Origin of the sequence: Streptomyces sp. NPDC048442 (genome assembly GCF_040651475.1) — a bacterium.
In the GTDB taxonomy this organism is placed as follows: domain Bacteria; phylum Actinomycetota; class Actinomycetes; order Streptomycetales; family Streptomycetaceae; genus Streptomyces.
This window is the reverse complement of sequence record NZ_JBEZKB010000057.1, coordinates 1-18512: the sequence shown is the minus strand read 5'-3', so window position 1 is coordinate 18512 and position 18512 is coordinate 1. Positions and strand designations below refer to the sequence as shown.

12 protein-coding genes are annotated in these 18512 nt (G+C 69.2%); 8 read left to right on the top strand and 4 right to left on the bottom strand.

Going from position 1 to position 18512, the window contains the following annotated elements:
• Positions 1-152: 152 nt before the first annotated feature.
• From AB0D18_RS40635 to metH, 4 genes are all read right to left on the bottom strand, one after another.
• A complete protein-coding gene (locus AB0D18_RS40635; RefSeq protein ID WP_362430751.1) occupies positions 153-1751 on the bottom strand; it encodes an ABC transporter substrate-binding protein in 1599 nt (532 codons plus the stop codon).
• A 123-nt stretch (positions 1752-1874) separates the two neighbouring features.
• On the bottom strand, positions 1875-3476 hold the full coding sequence (locus AB0D18_RS40630; RefSeq protein WP_362430750.1) for an ABC transporter substrate-binding protein: 1602 nt from the start codon (positions 3474-3476) through the stop codon (positions 1875-1877).
• Positions 3477-3917: 441 nt separating this feature from the next.
• Positions 3918-4619 (bottom strand): HAD family phosphatase, encoded by a 702-nt coding sequence (locus AB0D18_RS40625; protein ID WP_362430749.1) that lies wholly within the window; start codon positions 4617-4619, stop codon positions 3918-3920.
• 197 nt (positions 4620-4816) lie between these two features.
• Positions 4817-8329, bottom strand: coding sequence for a methionine synthase (metH, locus tag AB0D18_RS40620; RefSeq protein ID WP_362430748.1), 3513 nt, complete (start codon positions 8327-8329; stop codon positions 4817-4819).
• Positions 8330-8619: 290 nt separating this feature from the next.
• Between metH and AB0D18_RS40615 the strand changes: the two genes are divergently transcribed.
• The 8 genes from AB0D18_RS40615 (at position 8620) to AB0D18_RS40580 (ending at position 18418) form a co-directional block, all read left to right on the top strand.
• Entirely contained in the window at positions 8620-9384 is a 765-nt protein-coding gene (locus AB0D18_RS40615) for an IclR family transcriptional regulator (protein ID WP_362430747.1), read from the top strand.
• Between the two features lie 202 nt (positions 9385-9586).
• Positions 9587-10393: an MIP/aquaporin family protein gene (locus tag AB0D18_RS40610; RefSeq protein WP_362430746.1), complete on the top strand. Its 807-nt coding sequence runs from the start codon at positions 9587-9589 to the stop codon at positions 10391-10393.
• Positions 10394-10446: 53 nt separating this feature from the next.
• The gene (glpK, locus tag AB0D18_RS40605) at positions 10447-11976 is read left to right on the top strand and encodes a glycerol kinase GlpK (RefSeq protein ID WP_362430745.1); all 1530 of its coding nucleotides are present in this window, start codon (positions 10447-10449) and stop codon (positions 11974-11976) included.
• Positions 11977-12074: 98 nt separating this feature from the next.
• Entirely contained in the window at positions 12075-13685 is a 1611-nt protein-coding gene (locus AB0D18_RS40600; RefSeq protein ID WP_362430744.1) for a glycerol-3-phosphate dehydrogenase/oxidase, read from the top strand.
• Positions 13686-13855: 170 nt separating this feature from the next.
• Positions 13856-14527, top strand: coding sequence for a FadR/GntR family transcriptional regulator (locus AB0D18_RS40595; RefSeq protein WP_362430743.1), 672 nt, complete (start codon positions 13856-13858; stop codon positions 14525-14527).
• A gap of 223 nt (positions 14528-14750) precedes the next feature.
• Positions 14751-15815 carry a PAC2 family protein gene (locus AB0D18_RS40590; RefSeq protein WP_362430742.1) on the top strand — a complete coding sequence of 355 codons (1065 nt, stop codon included), beginning with the start codon at positions 14751-14753 and terminating at the stop codon, positions 15813-15815.
• Positions 15816-16034: 219 nt separating this feature from the next.
• Positions 16035-17834 carry a S8 family peptidase gene (locus AB0D18_RS40585; protein ID WP_362430741.1) on the top strand — a complete coding sequence of 600 codons (1800 nt, stop codon included), beginning with the start codon at positions 16035-16037 and terminating at the stop codon, positions 17832-17834.
• Between the two features lie 44 nt (positions 17835-17878).
• A complete protein-coding gene (locus tag AB0D18_RS40580; protein WP_362430740.1) occupies positions 17879-18418 on the top strand; it encodes a hypothetical protein in 540 nt (179 codons plus the stop codon).
• The last annotated feature ends 94 nt before the right edge of the window (positions 18419-18512 follow it).

Sequence of the window (18512 nt, the reverse complement as noted above, 5' to 3'; positions counted from 1 at the left end):
CCCTCCCCAAACAGCAACGTCGGCCTTCAAGACCACAACCAGGTCTCGAAGGCCGACGTCACGCACAGGGCCCACATTCGCCAACAGCATCCGGATATTCTCCGGCGGGGGCCCTTCCGCGTACCGTCAGATCTTGCTGATCCTCGTGTCCGTCAGACCTTGCTGATTTCCCAGAAGCGGAAGACGGTCGAGCTGTCGAGGGTCCATTCCAGTCCCGCGACGCTGTTGCGGGCGACGGCGTACTGCTTGCCCTGCCACAGCGGGAGGATCGGTACGTCCTCGGCGACAAGGTTCTGGAGGCGGCCGAATTCCTCGCTGGTGCTGCCGCGGTCGGCGGTGGCTGCCGCGCCGGGGAGGATGCGGCCGGTGATCTCGGTGTTCTCGTACGGGCTGGAAATGACGTTGCCCTTGCCGAAGAAGGGCTGGGTGAAGTTGTCGGCGTCCGGGTAGTCGGGGATCCAACCCTTGACGTAGACGCCGTACTTTCCGGCGGCGATGTCCTTCTCGTACTGCTCCTCGCCGACGGACTTGACGTCGGCGTCGAACAGGCCGCTGCGGTTGAGCTGCTGGGCGAGGGCCTTGAACTCCTGGACGGTGGAGGGGCCGTAGCGGCTGGGGGTGGCCCAGAGGGTGAGCTTGACCTTGCCGGTGATGCCTTCGTCGCGCAGTGCCTGCTTGGCCTTCGCGGGCTGCGGGCGGCTTCCGTACCGGTTGAAGAAGGCGGTGTTGTGGCCGGAAATGCCGGCCGGGACGATCGAGTACAGCGGGGTGGCGGTGGAGCGGTAGACGTCCCGGACGAGGGCGTCGCGGTCGACGAGGTAGGCGATGGCGCGGCGGACGCCGAGCTTGCCCGCGACGGGGTGCTTGGTGTTGAAGACCAGGTGGTGGACTTCGGCGCTGCTGCCTTCGACGGGTTCGACGGGGTTGTCGCCGCTGAGTGCGCTGGTCTCCGTCCGGGCGATTTCCTTGGCGTCGAGGCCTCGGTAGGCGAGGTCGATCTCGCCCTTCTTGAGCGACTCCCCCAGTGCCTTCTGGTCGTCGTGGAAGAGCTTGAGGGTCATGCCGGTGTTCTTGATCTTCGCGGTGCCGTGGTAGCCGTTGTTGACCGTGAAGACGGCCTGTCCCTTGTCGAAGGAGTCCAGGCGGTACGGTCCCGAGCCGACGGCCTTGTGGTCGGAGCGCAGTGCGTCGGCCGGGTATTCGCGGTGGTCGACGATCGAACCGGCACCGGAGGCGATCTTGCTGGGGAAGGTGGCGTCGGGGACCTTGAGGCGGAAGACGACGTGCTGGTCGTCGGGGGTCTCGATGCTCTTGATGGAGGAGAGCATGACGGCCGGTCCGGCGTCGTCGTTGATCTTCAGGGTGCGCTCGAAGGAGTACTTGACGTCCTTGGAGGTGAGCGCGTTGCCGTTGCTGAAGGTGAGGCCGTCGCGCAGGGTGCAGCGGTAGACGGTGCTGCCCTCGTCGAAGGCGCAGCTCTCGGCGGCTTCGGGTGCGGGTTCGGAGCCGCCCTTGGGGAACGCCATCAGTGACTGGAAGACGTTGTTGAACAGGAGCCAGGAGCCGGGGTCGTAGCCGGATGCCGGGTCGGTGGCCTTGATCTCGTCGGACATGCCCATGGTGACGGGCTTGCCGGTTCCGGTCGTGTTGCCTGCGCCGTTACCACTGCTGGCGTTGCCGCAGCCGACGAGGAGGCCTGCCGAGAGCCCGGCGGCGAGGGGGGCCGTCAGCCAGGGCTTGCGTATCTGCACCGCTGTCTCAGATCTTTCCGTGGGGGGAATGGGTCGTACGGGGGACTTGGTCGTACAGGGGGTGCGTCCGGGGAGGGCGCCTGGGGGTGCACCCCGGGGTGGGGCCCGGGGTGCGGGGCCGGGTCAGGCGACGCCGCGGCCGAGCTCCCAGAGCTGGAGGTCGGCGGCGAAGTTGACCGCCCATTCGGTGCCGGTGATGTCGCTGCGGGCGGCGATGTACTGCTTGCCCTGCCACAGCGGGAGGATCGGTACGTCCTCGGCGACGATGTCCTGGACCCGCTCGAAGGCCGGGGTGGCGGAGCCTCGCTGGGCCTCGCGGCGGGACTGCGGGATGAGCGAGGTCCGGATCTCGTTGTTGACGTACGGGCTGTTGAGGAAGTTGTCCTTGTCCAGGAACGGGGCGACGTAGTTGTCACCGTCCGTGAAGTCGGGGAACCAGCCCATGCCGTAGACGGCGTACTTGCCGGCCTTCTGGTTGGGGCTGAAGGTGCTCCACTTGACGCCCTTGACGGAGACGTCGAAGAGCTTGGAGTCGTTGAGCTGCTGCTGCAGGACCTCGAACTCCTTCTTCGTCGCGGAGCCGTAGTGGTCGTTGGTGTACGTGAGGGTGAGCTTGACCGGGGTTTTGATGCCCGCGCCGCGCAGCAGGTCCGCCGCCTTCTTCGGGTCCGCCTTGGGGTACTTGCTGAAGAAGGAGTTCTTGTGACCGGTGATGGTCGTGGGGATCAGCGAGTACAGCGGTTCGGCGGCGGAGCCGTACACGGAGCTGGTGAGGTGGGTGCGGTCGACGATGCTGGCCATGGCCTGGCGCACTGCCTTGTTCTTGACCACCGGGTCGGTGGTGTTGAAGCCGAGGTAGCGGATTTCGAGGCCGGTGAGCTCGACGAGCTTGATCTTCTGGTCCTGGGAGACGGACATCTTGTTGATCTGCTCGGGCGTGATGGTGCGCGACATCATGTCGATCTCGCCGCTCTTGAGCGCCTTCTCCATGGCTGCGGAGTTGGGGTAGGAGCGGATTTCGACCTTGTCGTTCTTCAGCTCGACGCTGCCCTTGTACAGGGGGTTCTTGGTGAAGACGGCCTTGGTGACGGACTTGCCCTTGGTCTCGATGTCGACCGTGTACGGGCCTGAGCCGCTCACCTTGAAGCCCGCGCGGACCTTGTCCCGGGCGTAGGTCTGGTTGTCGACGATGGAGCCGGCGGGGGTGGCGAGCTTGTACGGGAAGGTGGCGTCGGACGTCTTGAGGTGGAAGACCACCTCGTTGTCCCCCTTGGCCTCGACGGCGTCGATGTTGGTGAGCAGGGAGACGGGGCCGTTCTTGTCCATGATCTTCAGCGAGCGCTCGATGGAGAACTTCACGTCGGTGGCGTCCAGCGGCTTGCCGTCGGAGAACTGCAGTCCGGGGCGCAGCTTGCAGCGGTAGCTGGTGTTCTCGGTGTCCGTGAAGCCGCAGCTCTCGGCGGCCTCGGGGACGGGTGCGCCGCCGCCGCGGGGGACGCGCATCAGGGTCTGCAGGGACGGCCGCATGATGTTCCAGCCGCCGACGTCGTAGGCATGGGCCGGGTCGAAGGGGGCGGGCGCGTCCGGGGTTGCCTCGAACGTGTCCGTGGTGCCCACGACAATGGGCTTGCCGGCCGCGTCCCCGCTGTCCGAGCTGCCGCAGGCGGCGAGTACGGGCGCGAGCAGGCCGACGATCGCCGGCAGCACCAGAGTCTTGCGGTTCATCCTGGAAGTTCTCCCTCGACCGGCACTGCAATGCAATGCAGCTTTTGTACGAACACTTCGCCATTTTCCGCCTGTTGGGGCGGGCGGTCCGGGCCGGATACCGAACCGCGGAGGGGTGGGCGAAGTTCTCGCGTTGAGATTAGTGGGAATGCGGGGGCGGCCCTACCGGTGCCCCTGTGCCGGGGTGGTACGCCGAAGTAAGGAACCTTTCGTACAGGACTTCACTAATCGGGACACAAGGGTAGGCAAAACGGCCCGTCGGCCGGGGTTCCTGCGTTGCCGCACCCGCGCCGACGGACCGTTCCGTGACCAAGCTCACCCTATGAATGCTTGTAGGAGGGGTGAATTCCCCATATGGAATCTCACGCCATACACATGCTTCGCTGCCCTGAGTTTCCGCCTATTCGGAAAGTCGCACAGGAGCCACTCTGGGTGTCCGGATCAGTTCATTCCCGTAATCAGAGTCCGGAGAAATGCGAGATCGACCTCTTCGAGCGATCCGACGACGACCCGGCCGTCCGCGGGGGCGATCGGAGCCACCGACGGTACGGCGACCACCCGGCAGCCCGCCGCCTCGGCGGAGGCCACTCCGGTCGCGGTGTCCTCGACGACCGCGCATCTGGCCGGCTCGGCACCGAGCCGGGCCGCCGCGTGCAGGTAGGGGTCGGGGTGCGGCTTGGTGCGGGCGATCTCGTCACCGGCGACGGTGAGGGCGAAGGTGTCCGGGCCGAACGACTGGAGGATCCGGTCGATGATGCGCCGGTGCGAGGCCGAGACGAGGGCCATGGGGATGTCGTACGCCCGGAGTTCGGCCAGCAGTCGTGCGGCGCCCGGCATCAGCGGCACGCCGTTGCCGATGCGGGCCTCGAAGCGGTTGTTGAGCAGCACGGTCAGTTCGGGGAGGGTGATGTCGGCGCCGGTGGACTCGATGAGGAAGCCGGCGCTGCGGGTCATCGGGCCGCCGACGACCACGTCCCGCCAGGCCTCGTCGAGTCGGTGCCCGAGGCCGGCGAAGACCTCTTTCTCGGCGTCCCACCAGAAGCCCTCGGTGTCGACGAGGGTGCCGTCCATGTCGAGGAACACCGCTTGGAGTGCGGAGTCCTCGGCTGTACGGGTACTGAGTGCGGGGACCGTGCTTGTCATCCGGGCACACCTCCTGAAGGGACGAGAAGGCCGGCCGCCCTCCGAGTGGGGAGGGCGACCGGCCTGCACTGGGCCGACCAGTGTACGTCCGGCCCGGTGAACGCGCGTTCCCGTTTGCGTGGGCCTCTCGCTGCGCCGCGGTGAACGCGCGTTGCTGCGCCTCCCGGGGGACAACCCCCGGGAGGCGCTGCACCGCGCTAGCGCGCGTTGAAGTACTTCGCCTCGGGATGGTGGATGACGATCGCGTCCGTGGACTGCTCGGGGTGGAGCTGGAACTCCTCGGAGAGGTGGACGCCGATCCGCTCGGGCTTGAGCAGCTCGGCGATCTTGGCGCGGTCCTCCAGGTTGGGGCAGGCGCCGTAGCCGAGCGAGAAGCGCGCGCCGCGGTACTTGAGGTCGAACATGTCCTTCACGTCGCTCGGGTCCTCGCCCGCGAAGCCGAGCTCGGAGCGGACCCTGGCGTGCCAGTACTCGGCCATGGCTTCGGCCAACTGGACGGAGAGTCCGTGCAGTTCGAGGTAGTCGCGGTAGGCGTTGGCCTCGAAGAGCTTGGCGGTCTCCTCGCCGATGCGTGAGCCGACGGTGACGACCTGGAGGCCGACGACGTCGACCTCGCCGGACTCCTCGGGGCGGAAGAAGTCCGCAAGGCACAGGCGGCGGCCGCGGCGCTGGCGCGGGAAGGAGAAGCGGGTGCGCTCGGAGCCGTCCTCGCCCAGGAGGATGAGGTCGTCGCCCTTGGAGACGCAGGGGAAGTAGCCGTAGACGACGGCCGCTTCGAGGAGGCCTTCGGTGTGCAGCTTGTCGAGCCAGCCGCGCAGGTGCGGGCGGCCCTCGCTCTCCACCAGCTCCTCGTAGCTGGGGCCGCCCTTGCGGGCTTCCTTGAGGCCCCATTGGCCCTTGAAGAGGGCGCCCTCGTCGAGCCAGGAGGCGTACTCCTTGAGCTGGATGCCCTTGACGACGCGGGTGCCCCAGAAGGGCGGCTCGGGGATCTTGTTGTCGGTGGAGGTGTCGGAGCGGACCGAGCCCTCGGGCTCTTCGACCTCCAGGACCGCGACATTCTCCTTCTTCGGGACGCGGCGCTGCTTGAGTTCGGGGAGTACGGCGCCGGGGACACCGCGCTTGACGCCGATGAGGGCGTCCATCAGGCGCAGGCCCTCGAACGCGTCGCGGGCGTACCGTACTTCGCCCTCGTAGATCTCGTGCAGGTCCTGCTCGACGTACGCGCGGGTGAGGGCTGCTCCGCCGAGGATGACGGGGAAGTCGGCGGCCATCTTGCGCTGGTTGAGCTCCTCCAGGTTCTCCTTCATGATCACCGTGGACTTCACCAGGAGGCCCGACATGCCGATGACGTCGGCGCGGTGTTCCTCGGCGGCTTCCAGGATGGCGGAGACGGGCTGCTTGATACCCAGGTTGACGACGTTGTAGCCGTTGTTGGAGAGGATGATGTCGACGAGGTTCTTGCCGATGTCGTGGACGTCGCCGCGGACGGTGGCCAGCACGATGGTGCCCTTGCCGTCGGCGTCGCTCTTCTCCATGTGCGGTTCCAGGTAGGCCACCGCGGTCTTCATGACCTCGGCGGACTGGAGCACGAACGGCAGCTGCATCTGGCCGGAGCCGAAGAGCTCGCCGACCACCTTCATGCCTTCGAGCAGCGTGTTGTTGACGATGTCGAGGGCGGGGGTGTCCTGGAGTGCCTCTTCGAGGTCCGCCTCCAGGCCGTTCTTCTCGCCGTCGATGATGCGGCGCTGGAGGCGCTCGCCGAGCGGCAGCGCCATGAGTTCCTCGGCGCGGCCCGCCTTCATCGACTTCATGTTGACGCCCTCGAAGAGCTCCATGAGCTTCTGCAGGGGGTCGTAGCCCTCGGCGCGGCGGTCGTGGATCAGGTCGAGGGCGACCTTGACCTGCTCCTCCTCCAGCCGGGCAATCGGCAGGATCTTGGAGGCGTGCACGATCGCGGAGTCGAGTCCGGCCTTGACGCACTCGTCGAGGAAGACGGAGTTGAGGATGACGCGGGCGGCCGGGTTGAGGCCGAAGGAGATGTTGGAGAGGCCCAGGGTGGTCTGGACGTCGGGGTGGCGCTTCTTGAGCTCGCGGATCGCCCCGATGGTGGCGATGCCGTCCTTGCGGGACTCTTCCTGGCCGGTGCAGATGGTGAAGGTGAGGACGTCGATGAGGATGTCGGACTCCTGCACCCCCCAGTTGCCGGTCAGGTCGTTGATGAGGCGCTCGGCGATGGCGACCTTGTGCTCGACGGTGCGGGCCTGGCCCTCCTCGTCGATGGTCAGGGCGATCAGTGCGGCGCCGTGCTCGGTCGCGAGCTCGGTGACCTTCGCGAAGCGGGACTCGGGGCCGTCGCCGTCCTCGTAGTTGACGGAGTTGATGACGGCGCGCCCGCCGAGCATCTCCAGGCCGGCCTGCAGGACGGGGAGTTCGGTGGAGTCCAGGACGATGGGGAGGGTGGAGGCGGTGGCGAAGCGGCCGGCGAGTTCCTTCATGTCGGCGACGCCGTCGCGGCCCACGTAGTCGACGCAGAGGTCGAGCATGTGGGCGCCCTCGCGGATCTGGTCGCGGACCATCTCCACGCAGTCGTCCCAGCGGGCTTCCAGCATGGCCTCGCGGAACTTCTTCGATCCGTTGGCGTTCGTACGCTCACCGATGGCGAGGTAGGAGGTGTCCTGTCGGAAGGGGACGGTCTGGTAGAGGGAGGCGGCGCCCGGCTCGGGGCGCGGTTCGCGGACCGCGGGGGTCAGCCCGCGGGCCCGGTCGACGACCTGCCGCAGGTGCTCGGGCGTCGTACCGCAGCAGCCGCCGATCAGGGACAGGCCGTAGTCGTTGACGAAGGCTTCCTGCGCGTCGGCGAGGCCCTCGGGGCCGAGCGGGAAGTGCGCGCCGTCCTTGGTCAGGACCGGCAGGCCGGCGTTGGGCATGCACATCAGCGGCGTACGGGAGTGGCGGGCGAGGTAGCGCAGGTGCTCGCTCATCTCGGCGGGGCCCGTCGAGCAGTTGAGGCCGATGAGGTCGATGCCGAGGGGTTCCAGGGCGGTGAGTGCCGCGCCGATCTCGGAGCCGAGCAGCATGACGCCGGTCGTCTCGAAGGCGAGCGAGCAGATCAGCGGCACGTCGACGCCGAGGGCTTCCATGGCCCGGCGGGCGCCGATGAGGCTGGACTTGGTCTGCAGGAGGTCCTGGGTGGTCTCCACGATCAGTGCGTCGGCGCCGCCGGCGAGGAGGCCCTCGGCGTTCTTCTGGTAGCCGTCGCGGATCACGTCGTAGCTGATGTGGCCGAGCGAGGGCAGCTTGGTGCCGGGGCCGATCGAGCCGAGGACCCAGCGGGTGCGGCCGTCCTGGGCGGCGAACTCGTCGGCGACCTCGCGGGCGATCCGGGCGCCGGACTCGGAGAGCTCGTGGATGCGGTCGGCGATGTCGTACTCGTTGGCCGCGGACTGGTTGGCACCGAAGGTGTTGGTCTCCACGCAGTCCACACCGACCGCGAAGTACTCCTTGTGCACGTTGCGCACGATGTCCGGGCGCGTCAGGTTCAGGATCTCGTTGCAGCCTTCGAGGTCCTGGAAGTCTTCGAGGGTGGGGTCCTGTGCCTGGAGCATCGTGCCCATCGCGCCGTCGGCCACCACTACGCGGGTGGTGAGTGCCTCGCGGAGGGCTTCGACTCGGGTGCGGGCGTCGGGCGTGGAGTGCGGCAACGAGGCCATGGATGTGCTCCCAGGGTTGCGACGGCTGTCGGCTTTGCACCCGCCCAGGCGGCGGGCGCACCCGGTCAGGGTAGCGGGGCCGATCCCGGGAGTGTGCAGCTGTCCCGGTCGGCGGACAGTGGTGCCGCGCTGGAGCCGGGGCCCGGAGTGGGGCCGTGTCGGTGACAGGGGTCGGCAACGGCCGATACTGTTCAGCATTGCCGAACATCGGCTCTTTTGGACCGTTGAAATGTTGAACTGTGGGACTTCTCGAATCCCCGTGGAGATCCCCGTGGAGAGGTGATCGGGCGATGGCTCGCAATATCCAGTCGCTGGAGCGGGCGGCCGCGATGCTGCGGCTGCTCGCGGGCGGCGAGCGGCGGCTGGGCCTGACGGAGGTGGCGGCCGCGCTGGGACTGGCCAAGGGTACTGCGCACGGCATTCTGCGCACCCTTCAGCACGAGGGCTTCGTCGAGCAGGACCCGGCGTCGGGCCGCTACCAGCTGGGCGCGGAGCTGCTGCGTCTGGGCAACAGCTTCCTGGACGTGCACGAGCTGCGGGCCCGCGCCCTGGTGTGGACGGACGACCTGGCGCGTTCCAGCGGCGAGAGCGTCTATCTGGGGGTGCTGCACCAGCAGGGCGTGCTGATCGTGCACCACGTCTTCCGGCCGGACGACAGCCGTCAGGTGCTGGAGGTGGGGGCGATGCAGCCGCTGCACAGCACGGCGCTGGGCAAGGTGCTCGCCGCGTTCGACCCGGTGGCGCACACCGAGGCGGTGGAGGCCGGCCGGGAGCCGTTCACCTCGCACACCCTGACCTCGGCGGCGGAGTTCGAGGAGGTGCTCGATCTCACGCGGGCGCGCGGCTGGGCCGCCGACGTGGAGGAGACCTGGGAGGGCGTGGCGTCGATCGCGGCCCCCATCCATGACCGGCGGCGGATGCCGGTGGGTGCGGTGGGCGTCACGGGTGCGGTCGAACGGGTGCGCCCCGGTGGGGAGTTGAAGCCCGAGCTGGTGGCCGCGGTACGGGACTGTGCGCGCGCGGTGTCGCGGGATCTGGGTGCCGGACGGTTCTGAGCGGCGGTCGGGCCGCGCGCCGGCTCTGTGGGACGGACCTCACAGAACCCTTGACGTGCTGGTAACCGGGGTGAAAACTGCCGTTCATCGGTCGGCATTGTCGAACACCTAACGACATAAGAGTTAAGGTGGGGCACAAGCCAGGAACCGACTGGGCCCTCATCGAGGGTCTGAACCTGGACGAAGGACAAAGGAGTCGCGGGTGTCCAGCCTCGACATCTTCACCGGCGAGATCATCGGTACCGCCGTGCTCATCCTGCTGGGCGGTGGCGTCTGCGCCGCGGTCACGCTCAAGCGCTCGAAGGCGTTCAACGCCGGCTGGCTCGCCATCACCTTCGGGTGGGGCTTCGCCGTACTGACCGCCGCGTACATCTCCGGCGGGCTCTCCGGCGCCCACCTGAACCCGGCGGTCACCGTCGGCCTCGCGGTCAAGGGCGCCACGTCCTGGAGCGACGTGCCGGTCTACTTCGCCGGCCAGATCCTCGGCGCGATGATCGGTGCGCTGCTGGTCTGGGCGACGTACGCGGGCCAGTTCCGCGCCCACCTCACGGACCCGGAGATCCTCGCGGCGCAGCCCGCCGAGGACGGCATGGTCGACCAGAAGGCCGCCCCGAAGGCGGGCCCGGTCCTGGGCATCTTCTCCACCGGCCCCGAGATCCGCAACACCGTGCAGAACGTGGCCACCGAGGTCATCGCGACCACCGTGCTGGTCCTGGCCATCCTGACCCAGTCGACCATCGGCGGCGTCCTGCCCGCCGACCCGAAGGGTCCCGGCGTCATGGGCGCGATGATCACGGCGTTCGTCGTCGTCGGCATCGGCCTGTCCCTCGGTGGTCCGACCGGTTACGCCATCAACCCGGTCCGTGACCTCGGCCCCCGCATCGTGCATGCTCTGCTCCCGCTGCCCAACAAGGGCGGCTCCGACTGGGGCTACGCCTGGATCCCGGTCGTCGCACCGCTGATCGGCGGCGCGCTGGCCGGCGGCATCTACCAGCTCGCCTTCGCCTGAGCCCCGCCCGCACGCGACAGAGCCGTACGACACAAGACTTCGAGGAGCACACCGTGACCGACGCACACACCACTGGACCGTTCATCGCGGCCATCGACCAGGGCACCACCTCCAGCCGCTGCATCGTCTTCGACAAGGACGGCCGGATCGTCTCGGTCGACCAGAAGGAGCACGAGCAGATCTTCCCGAAGCCGGGCTGGGTCGAGCACGACGCGACCGAGATCTGGGAGAACGTCCAGGAGGTCGTCGCCGGGGCGATCGTGAAGGCGGGCATCTCCGCCGCCGACGTCAAGGCGATCGGCATCACCAACCAGCGCGAGACCACGATGATGTGGGACAAGGCGACCGGTGAGCCCGTCCACAACGCCATCGTCTGGCAGGACACCCGCACCGACGCCCTGTGCAAGGAGCTCGGCCGCAACGTCGGCCAGGACCGCTTCCGCCGCGAGACCGGCCTTCCGCTGGCCAGCTACTTCTCCGGACCCAAGATCCGCTGGCTGCTCGACAACGTCGAGGGCCTGCGGGAGCGCGCCGAGCGCGGCGAGATCCTCTTCGGCACCATGGACTCCTGGGTCATCTGGAACCTCACCGGCGGTGTCAACGGCGGCGTGCACGTCACCGACGTCACCAACGCCTCGCGCACCCTGCTGATGAACCTGCACAAGATGTCCTGGGACGACAAGATCCTTGCGTCCATGGACATCCCGGCCGCTGTCCTCCCGGAGATCAAGTCCTCCGCCGAGGTGTACGGAACCGCCGCTTCCGGCGTCCTGGCGGGTGTGCCGGTCGCGTCCGCGCTCGGTGACCAGCAGGCGGCGCTGTTCGGCCAGACCTGCTTCTCCGAGGGCGAGGCCAAGTCCACGTACGGCACCGGCACGTTCATGCTGATGAACACCGGCGAGGAGCCCGTCAACTCCTACAACGGCCTGCTGACGACCGTCGGCTACCAGATCGGCGACCAGAAGCCGGTCTACGCCCTCGAAGGCTCCATCGCGGTCACCGGTTCGCTGGTGCAGTGGATGCGCGACCAGATGGGCATGATCAAGACCGCGGCCGAGATCGAGACGCTGGCCTCCAGCGTCGAGGACAACGGCGGCGCGTACTTCGTGCCCGCGTTCTCCGGTCTGTTCGCCCCGTACTGGCGCTCCGACGCCCGCGGTGTGATCGCCGGTCTCACCCGGTACGTCACCAAGGCGCACATCGCGCGCGCCGTTCTCGAGGCGACGGCCTGGCAGACCCGTGAGATCACCGACGCCATGACCAAGGACTCGGGCGTCGAGCTGACCGCCCTGAAGGTCGACGGCGGCATGACCTCCAACAACCTGCTGATGCAGACCCTGTCGGACTTCCTGGACGCGCCCGTCGTCCGTCCGATGGTCGCCGAGACCACGTGTCTGGGCGCTGCGTACGCGGCCGGCCTCGCGGTCGGCTTCTGGTCCGGCACCGACGAGCTGCGCGCCAACTGGCGCCGGGCCGCCGAGTGGACCCCCCGCATGGACGACGCCCAGCGGGACCGCGAGTACAAGAACTGGCTCAAGGCCGTCGAGCGCTCCATGGGCTGGCTCGACGACGAAGAAGTCTGACGCCCAGGTCGTACAGCAGATCCGCGGCGGATCGACAGGGATCCGCCGCGATCCGCAGAAGTAGATCTGAAACAGAGATCTGAAGAGGAGCAAGCGACATGACCACCCTGCAGAGCGTCCCGGCCCCCGGGATGCGACCGGCCGACGGTTCCACAGCGAGCCGCGCCGAGACCCGGGAGCGGCTTTCCAAGGCGACGTACGACCTCCTGGTGATCGGCGGTGGCATCCTGGGCATCTCCACCGCCTGGCACGCCGCACAGTCCGGGCTGCGGGTGGCGCTGGTGGACGCCGGCGACTTCGCCGGCGCCACCTCCTCCGCCTCCTCCAAGCTGCTGCACGGCGGTCTGCGCTACCTGCAGACCGGTGCGGTCAAGCTGGTGGCGGAGAACCACTTCGAGCGGCGTGCGGTCTCCCGCGACGTGGCCCCGCACCTGGCCAACCCGCTGACCTTCTACCTCCCCGTCTACAAGGGCGGCCCGCACGGCGCGGCCAAGCTCGGTGCGGGCGTCTTCGCCTACTCGGCGCTGTCCGCCTTCGGCGACGGCGTCGGTCACGTGATCTCGCCCTCGAAGGCGGCCCGTGACGTCCCGGAGCTGCGTACGGACAACCTGAAGGCCGTCGCGGTCTACGGCGACGACCAGATGAACGACTCGCGGATGGCCCTGATGACGGTCCGCGCGGCCGCCGAGGCCGGGGCGACCGTCCTCAACCACGCCGAGGTGACCGGGCTGCGCTTCACGCACGGCCGGGTGACGGGCGCGGAGCTCAAGGACCGCATGGACGGCGCGGAGTTCGGTGTCGACGCCCGCCTCGTGCTGAACGCGACCGGCCCGTGGGTGGACCACCTGCGCAAGCTGGAGGACCCCAACTCGGCGCCTTCCATCCGCCTCTCCAAGGGTGCGCACCTCGTCCTCAAGAGGACGTCGCCGTGGAACGCCGCACTGGCGACGCCGATCGACAAGTACCGGATCACCTTCGCGCTGCCGTGGGAGGACCAGCTCCTGCTCGGCACCACCGACGAGGAGTACGAGGGCGACCCGGCGGACGTCAGCGTGAACGAGAAGGACATCACGCAGATCCTCGACGAGGCCGCGTTCTCGATCCGCGACCAGCAGCTCTCGCGGGACCTGATCACGTACTCCTTCGCCGGTCTGCGGGTGCTGCCGGGCGGTCCTGGCGACACCTCGAAGGCCAAGCGCGAGACGGTCGTGACCGAGGGCCGCGGCGGCATGCTGTCGGTGGCCGGCGGCAAGTGGACGACCTTCCGCCACATCGGCCGCACCGTCATGAACAAGCTCGCCGCCCTCCCCGGCCACCCGCTGGGCGAGGACATGGAGCCGATCTCGCACCTGCCCAAGAAGCTTCCGCTGCCGGGCATCTCGAACCCGAACGCGGTCGCGCACCGGCTGCTGGTCGACGGCGGCACCCCCGGCCCCCGGATGTCCCCGGAGACCGCCCGCCACCTGGCCACCCACTACGGCTCGCTGTCCTTCGACATCGCGCGCCTGGCCAGTGAGAACCCGGCGCTCGCCGAGCGCATCCACCCGGACGCCCCGGAGATCTGGGCGCAGGTCGTCTACGCACGCGACCACGAGTGGGCGGAGACCGCGGACGACGTGCTGCGCCGCCGCACCACCCTGACGATCCGGGGCCTGGCCACGGACGACGTACGGGCGAAGGTCGAGCGGGTGTTGAGCCGAGAGGCGTAAACGGTACGGGCCTCTCGCGGGGCCCCTGATCGGCGGCGGGCGGGCTCCTCCCAGGGGCCCGCCCGCCGCCGTTTCCCGGCCCGCCCGCCGCCGTTTCGGTGTCTTCTCCCTTCGTGCAACCATTGGTCGGATGTCTGGCGGTGGGCCGGGCGGGGAGCGGGAGGAAGCCCATGGCCGTCACCGACGAGGCCATCGAACGCATCAAAACCATGATCGTCTCGGGTGCGCTGCGCCCCGGCGACCGGCTGCCCAAGGAGAGCGAGCTCGCCGCCGAGCTCGGGCTCTCGCGCAACTCCCTGCGCGAGGCGGTGCGGGCGCTGTCGCTGATCCGGATCCTCGACGTGCGCCAGGGCGACGGCACGTACGTCACCAGTCTCGATCCGCAGCTCCTCCTGGAGGCGATGAGCTTCGTGGTGGACTTCCACCGCGACGACACCGTGCTGGAGTTCCTGGCCGTACGGAGGATCCTGGAGCCCGCCGCGACGGCGATGGCCTGCCTGCACATCGAGGAGGCCGAGCTGGACGCGCTGGAGGAGCAGCTGGCGGCGCTGGGGACCGCGCCCTCGGTGGAGGAACTGGTCGCGGCCGACCTGGAGTTCCACCGGTCGATCGTGCGGGGTTCGGGGAACTCGGTGCTGTGCTCGCTGCTCGACGGGCTGTCCGGGCCGACCACCAGGGCCCGGATCTGGCGCGGGCTCACCCAGGAGGACGCGATCACCCGCACGCTGCACGAGCACCGGGCGATCCTGGGTGCGCTGCGCGCCAGGGACGCGGAGGCGGCGAAGTCGTGGGCGACGGTGCACATCGCGAGCGTGGAGCAGTGGCTGCGTTCCACGCTGTAGCAATGGGTCACGCTGTAGCAATGGGTCACGCTGTAGCAATGGGTCACGCGGGGGCGGTGGTCCGCGCGGTGCGGACGGGACTCGGACAACAAGGGAGATCCGACGTCTCCGATCTGGCCGATTTCGATTGATTCCGTGCCCGGAGGGCACTCTTCCCGCATGCGTAAGGTGGGGGAACTGGACGGGGGAAACGTCGTATGAAGACGGATGAAGGAGGCGCTGGGTGATCGAGCTCGACGGAGTTCCCGAGCTGGTCGACCCGGTCATGGTGGCCGCGTTCGAAGGCTGGAACGACGCTGGTGACGCCGCCTCTGCCGCGGTCGCACACCTGGACCGGGAGTGGAAGGGCGAGGTGTTCGCGGCGCTCGACGCCGAGGACTACTACGACTTTCAGGTCAACCGTCCCACCGTCTTTCTGGAGAACGGCGTACGGAAGGTCACCTGGCCGACGACCCGGCTCTCGGTGGTCCGCACCGGGGGCGAGAAGCCGCGCGACCTGGTGCTGGTGCGCGGAATCGAGCCCTCTATGAGGTGGCGCTCGTTCTGCAACGAGATCCTGGGCTTCGCGCACGAACTGGGTGTGGAGATGGTGGTGGTCCTGGGCGCACTGCTCGGCGACACCCCGCACACCCGGCCGGTTCCGGTCAGCGGGGTCACCTCCGACCCGGACCTGGCACGGACGATGGACCTTGAGGAGACGCGGTACGAGGGCCCCACGGGCATCGTCGGCATCCTCCAGGAGGCGTGCACGCACGCGGGGGTTCCCGCGGTGAGTCTGTGGGCCGCGGTGCCGCACTACGTGTCGCAGCCGCCGAACCCGAAGGCGACGCTGGCCCTGCTGAACCGCCTCGAAGACCTCATCGGGCTGCGCATCCCGCTCGGTGAGCTGCCCGAGGACGCGCGGGCCTGGCAGGTCGGCGTGGACCAACTGGCGGCGGAGGACAGCGAGGTCGCGGAGTACGTGCAGTCGCTGGAGGAGGCGCGGGACACCGCCGACCTTCCGGAGGCTTCGGGCGAGGCCATCGCCCGCGAGTTCGAGCGGTATCTGCGGCGCCGCGATCCGGGTGCCGGTCCCGGCGGCGCGGGCGCGGGGCCCGGCGGACCCAGCCACGCGACGGACGGCGGCGACGCCTCCGGCGGCGGTACGTACCTGCGCGACACCGCCAGCGGCCGGACCCGGCCCCCGAAGAAGCCCCGTGCGGGTACGGACGAGGAGTCCGACGACAAGGACGACGGAGGCGGCGACGACGGCGCGCCCCCGGGCGGGTCCGGGGGCGGCGGGGAGTGACCGATGAGGGGCGGTGCCTGTACTACGGGCACCGCCCCTCCGGCCGTTCGGGACGGATCGCGGAGAATTGACCGGGTTTCCCCATTCCGCTTTTGTTCAAACGCAGTTGGCGTGATTCGTGTGGACGGATCGGCGCGACGGTAGCAGGGTGGGCCACCGAGGATCCGTAGAGACCGATGGCAACGCAGCGCACGGCACCCGAGGGGAGCGGTGGAAGCGATGACCGATCAGGTACACCCCGGAGAGGGCCCCGGAACGCCGGGTCCCGGCCCCGGCGGAGCGGGATTCACCTACCAGGACGCCGAACCGGAACTGATCGTCGTCGCGCTCGGCGAGGCCCGGCTGCGCGCCGGGGCCGAGGGCGTCCGATCCGCTGCGGGCTCGGACGTATCGGCCCTGAACATGTTCCTGAGCGACGAACAGCTCGTACTGGAGCCGCTGTTCGGCCACGAGGAGCGGCACACGAACGCGGCACGCGAGGACGAGGAGCTGTCGCTCTTCTACCGCGTACGGGGCGGGGACGACCGGGCGCGCGAGCTGACCGCGCGGCTGGCGGCGCTGCCCGGCATCGAGACGGCGTACGTGAAGCCGGGCGCGGTACCGGCTTCGTACCCGGAGCAGTCGTACCCGCAGCAGTCGTACCCGGGGCAGTCGCACCCGCAGCAGTCGTACCCCCAGCAGTCGATTCCGCGGCAGTCGATTCCGGAGGAGGCCAAGCGCCTCAAAGAGGGTGCGCCGGCGACTCCCGACTTCACCGGTCGGCAGGGCTATCTGCGGCCCGCCCCCGAGGGCATCGACGCCCAGTGGGCGTGGGCCAGGCCCGGCGGCTCGGGTGAGGGCGTCTCGGTCATCGACATCGAGGGCGCCTGGCAGCTGGGGCACGAGGACCTCGCGGACCGGCTCGCCGGTGTCGTCATCGGCACCCCCGTGCAGGACCTTTCCTGGCGCAACCACGGCACGGCCGTCCTCGGCGTGATCGGCGGCGACCGCAACGAGCGCGGCATCACCGGCATCGCCCCGCAGGCCCACACCGCCGCGGCGTCCTTCCGGGGGCTCGGCACGGCGGCGACGATCCAGGCGGCGGCGGCCCGCCTCTCCCCCGGCGACCTCGTGCTGATCGAACTGCACCGGCCGGGCCCGCGGTTCGACTTCGCCGAGCGCGACGACCAGCGCGGCTACATCGCGCTGGAGTGGTGGCCGGACGACCTGGCGGCGATCCGCTGGGCGACCTCGCGGGGCATCGTCGTCGTGGAGCCGGCCGGCAACGGTGCGGAGAGCCTGGACGACGCCCTGTACGAGCGCAGGCCGGACGAGTTCCCCGAGCAGTGGCGCAACCCCTTCAACCCGTCGCACGGGTCCTCGGGAGCCGTCCTGGTGGGTGCGGGCGCTCCCCCGCCCGGGACGCACGGCCGCGATCACGGTCCGGACCGCTCGCGGCTCGCGTTCTCGAACTACGGGGCGCGCGTCGACGCCCAGGGCTGGGGCCGGGAGACCACCACCACGGGCGGCTCCTGGGACCGTCCCGGCGACCTCCAGGGCGGCGCCGAGGAGATCGCCTGGTACACCGACACCTTCTCCGGTACGTCATCGGCGTCGCCGGTGGTGGTCGGTGCGCTGGCCTCGCTGCAGGGCATCCTCAAAGCGGCGAACCTGGGGCCGATGAGCCCGCAGCGGGCCCGCGAGGTGCTGCGTACGACGGGCTCCCCGCAGCAGGACGCGCCCGGCCGGCCGTCCTCGCAGCGGATCGGCAACCGGCCCGACATCAAGTCCGCGCTCACCCGGCTGCTGCCGTCCGCGGTGGGCACCGGACAGGCCGAACGGTACTGGGACGAACTGCTCCCGTACCCCCGTGAACTCCCGCCGCGGCTGCGGCTGTTCGTGGCGGGCGCTTGGCGCAACCTGAACGAGCCGGCCCCCGACATCCGCCAGGCGGTGCACGCCGCCTTCGCGGGGGGCCGGCCGGACGTACGCGTGTGGTTCTCGGACGAGGAGATCGTCGGTCTCGTCGTCACCGGCTGAAACGAACGCCCACGGAACGACGCAACGACGGAAGGTGGCACAGCATGAGCACCACCCCGCAGATGCAGGGCCAGAGTTACGGACAGGGCTACGGCCAGCAGCAGTTCGACCAGGGCCAGCAGGGCCAGCAGGGCCAGCAGGGTTCTGACAGCACCGCCCCGCCGCCGCCCCAGCAGCAGTTCGGGCAGCAGCAGGGCCAGGGTCAGGGCCAGCAGCAGCTTCCGCAGCACATGCAGCAGCAGCTCCAGCACCTGGGCCAGCAGCAGCCGTACCAGCAGCTGCTGCAGCAGCTCGGCCAGAGCCAGCAGGGGCAGCAGGGCCAGCAGCAGTTCGGGCAGCAGGGCCTGGAGCAGCAGGTCATCAAGAGCAACACCGCCACGCAGTACTGGGACGTGGTGCAGCCCCTGCCGGGCCAGCCGCCGATCCTGTTCCTGCTCGTCGACAACGCCTGGCGCCAGCTGGTCAACCCGAGCCAGATCGTGCACGACGAGGTCCAGCGCGCGTTCGCGTTCGGGCACCGGGTCATCGGCTTCTACGACGATCAGAGCCCGGCGCTCCTGAAGGCGATCGTCGTCACGAAGTAGATCTCGTCGACGAACAGACCGGCGGCGCCGGGCGGTGGATCCCCGAGCCCGCTGAGGAGACGCCGGCCGACGACGCCGACCTGCTCACCCGTGA

Coding starts and splice junctions, on each gene's coding strand:
- AB0D18_RS40630 (WP_362430750.1), bottom strand. CDS start 3,476: ATGAACCGCAAGACTCTGGTGCTGCCGGCGATCGTCGGCCTGCTCGCG.
- AB0D18_RS40625 (WP_362430749.1), bottom strand. CDS start 4,619: ATGACAAGCACGGTCCCCGCACTCAGTACCCGTACAGCCGAGGACTCC.
- metH (WP_362430748.1), bottom strand. CDS start 8,329: ATGGCCTCGTTGCCGCACTCCACGCCCGACGCCCGCACCCGAGTCGAA.
- AB0D18_RS40615 (WP_362430747.1), top strand. CDS start 8,620: ATGGCTCGCAATATCCAGTCGCTGGAGCGGGCGGCCGCGATGCTGCGG.
- AB0D18_RS40600 (WP_362430744.1), top strand. CDS start 12,075: ATGACCACCCTGCAGAGCGTCCCGGCCCCCGGGATGCGACCGGCCGAC.
- AB0D18_RS40595 (WP_362430743.1), top strand. CDS start 13,856: ATGGCCGTCACCGACGAGGCCATCGAACGCATCAAAACCATGATCGTC.
- AB0D18_RS40585 (WP_362430741.1), top strand. CDS start 16,035: ATGACCGATCAGGTACACCCCGGAGAGGGCCCCGGAACGCCGGGTCCC.
- AB0D18_RS40580 (WP_362430740.1), top strand. CDS start 17,879: ATGAGCACCACCCCGCAGATGCAGGGCCAGAGTTACGGACAGGGCTAC.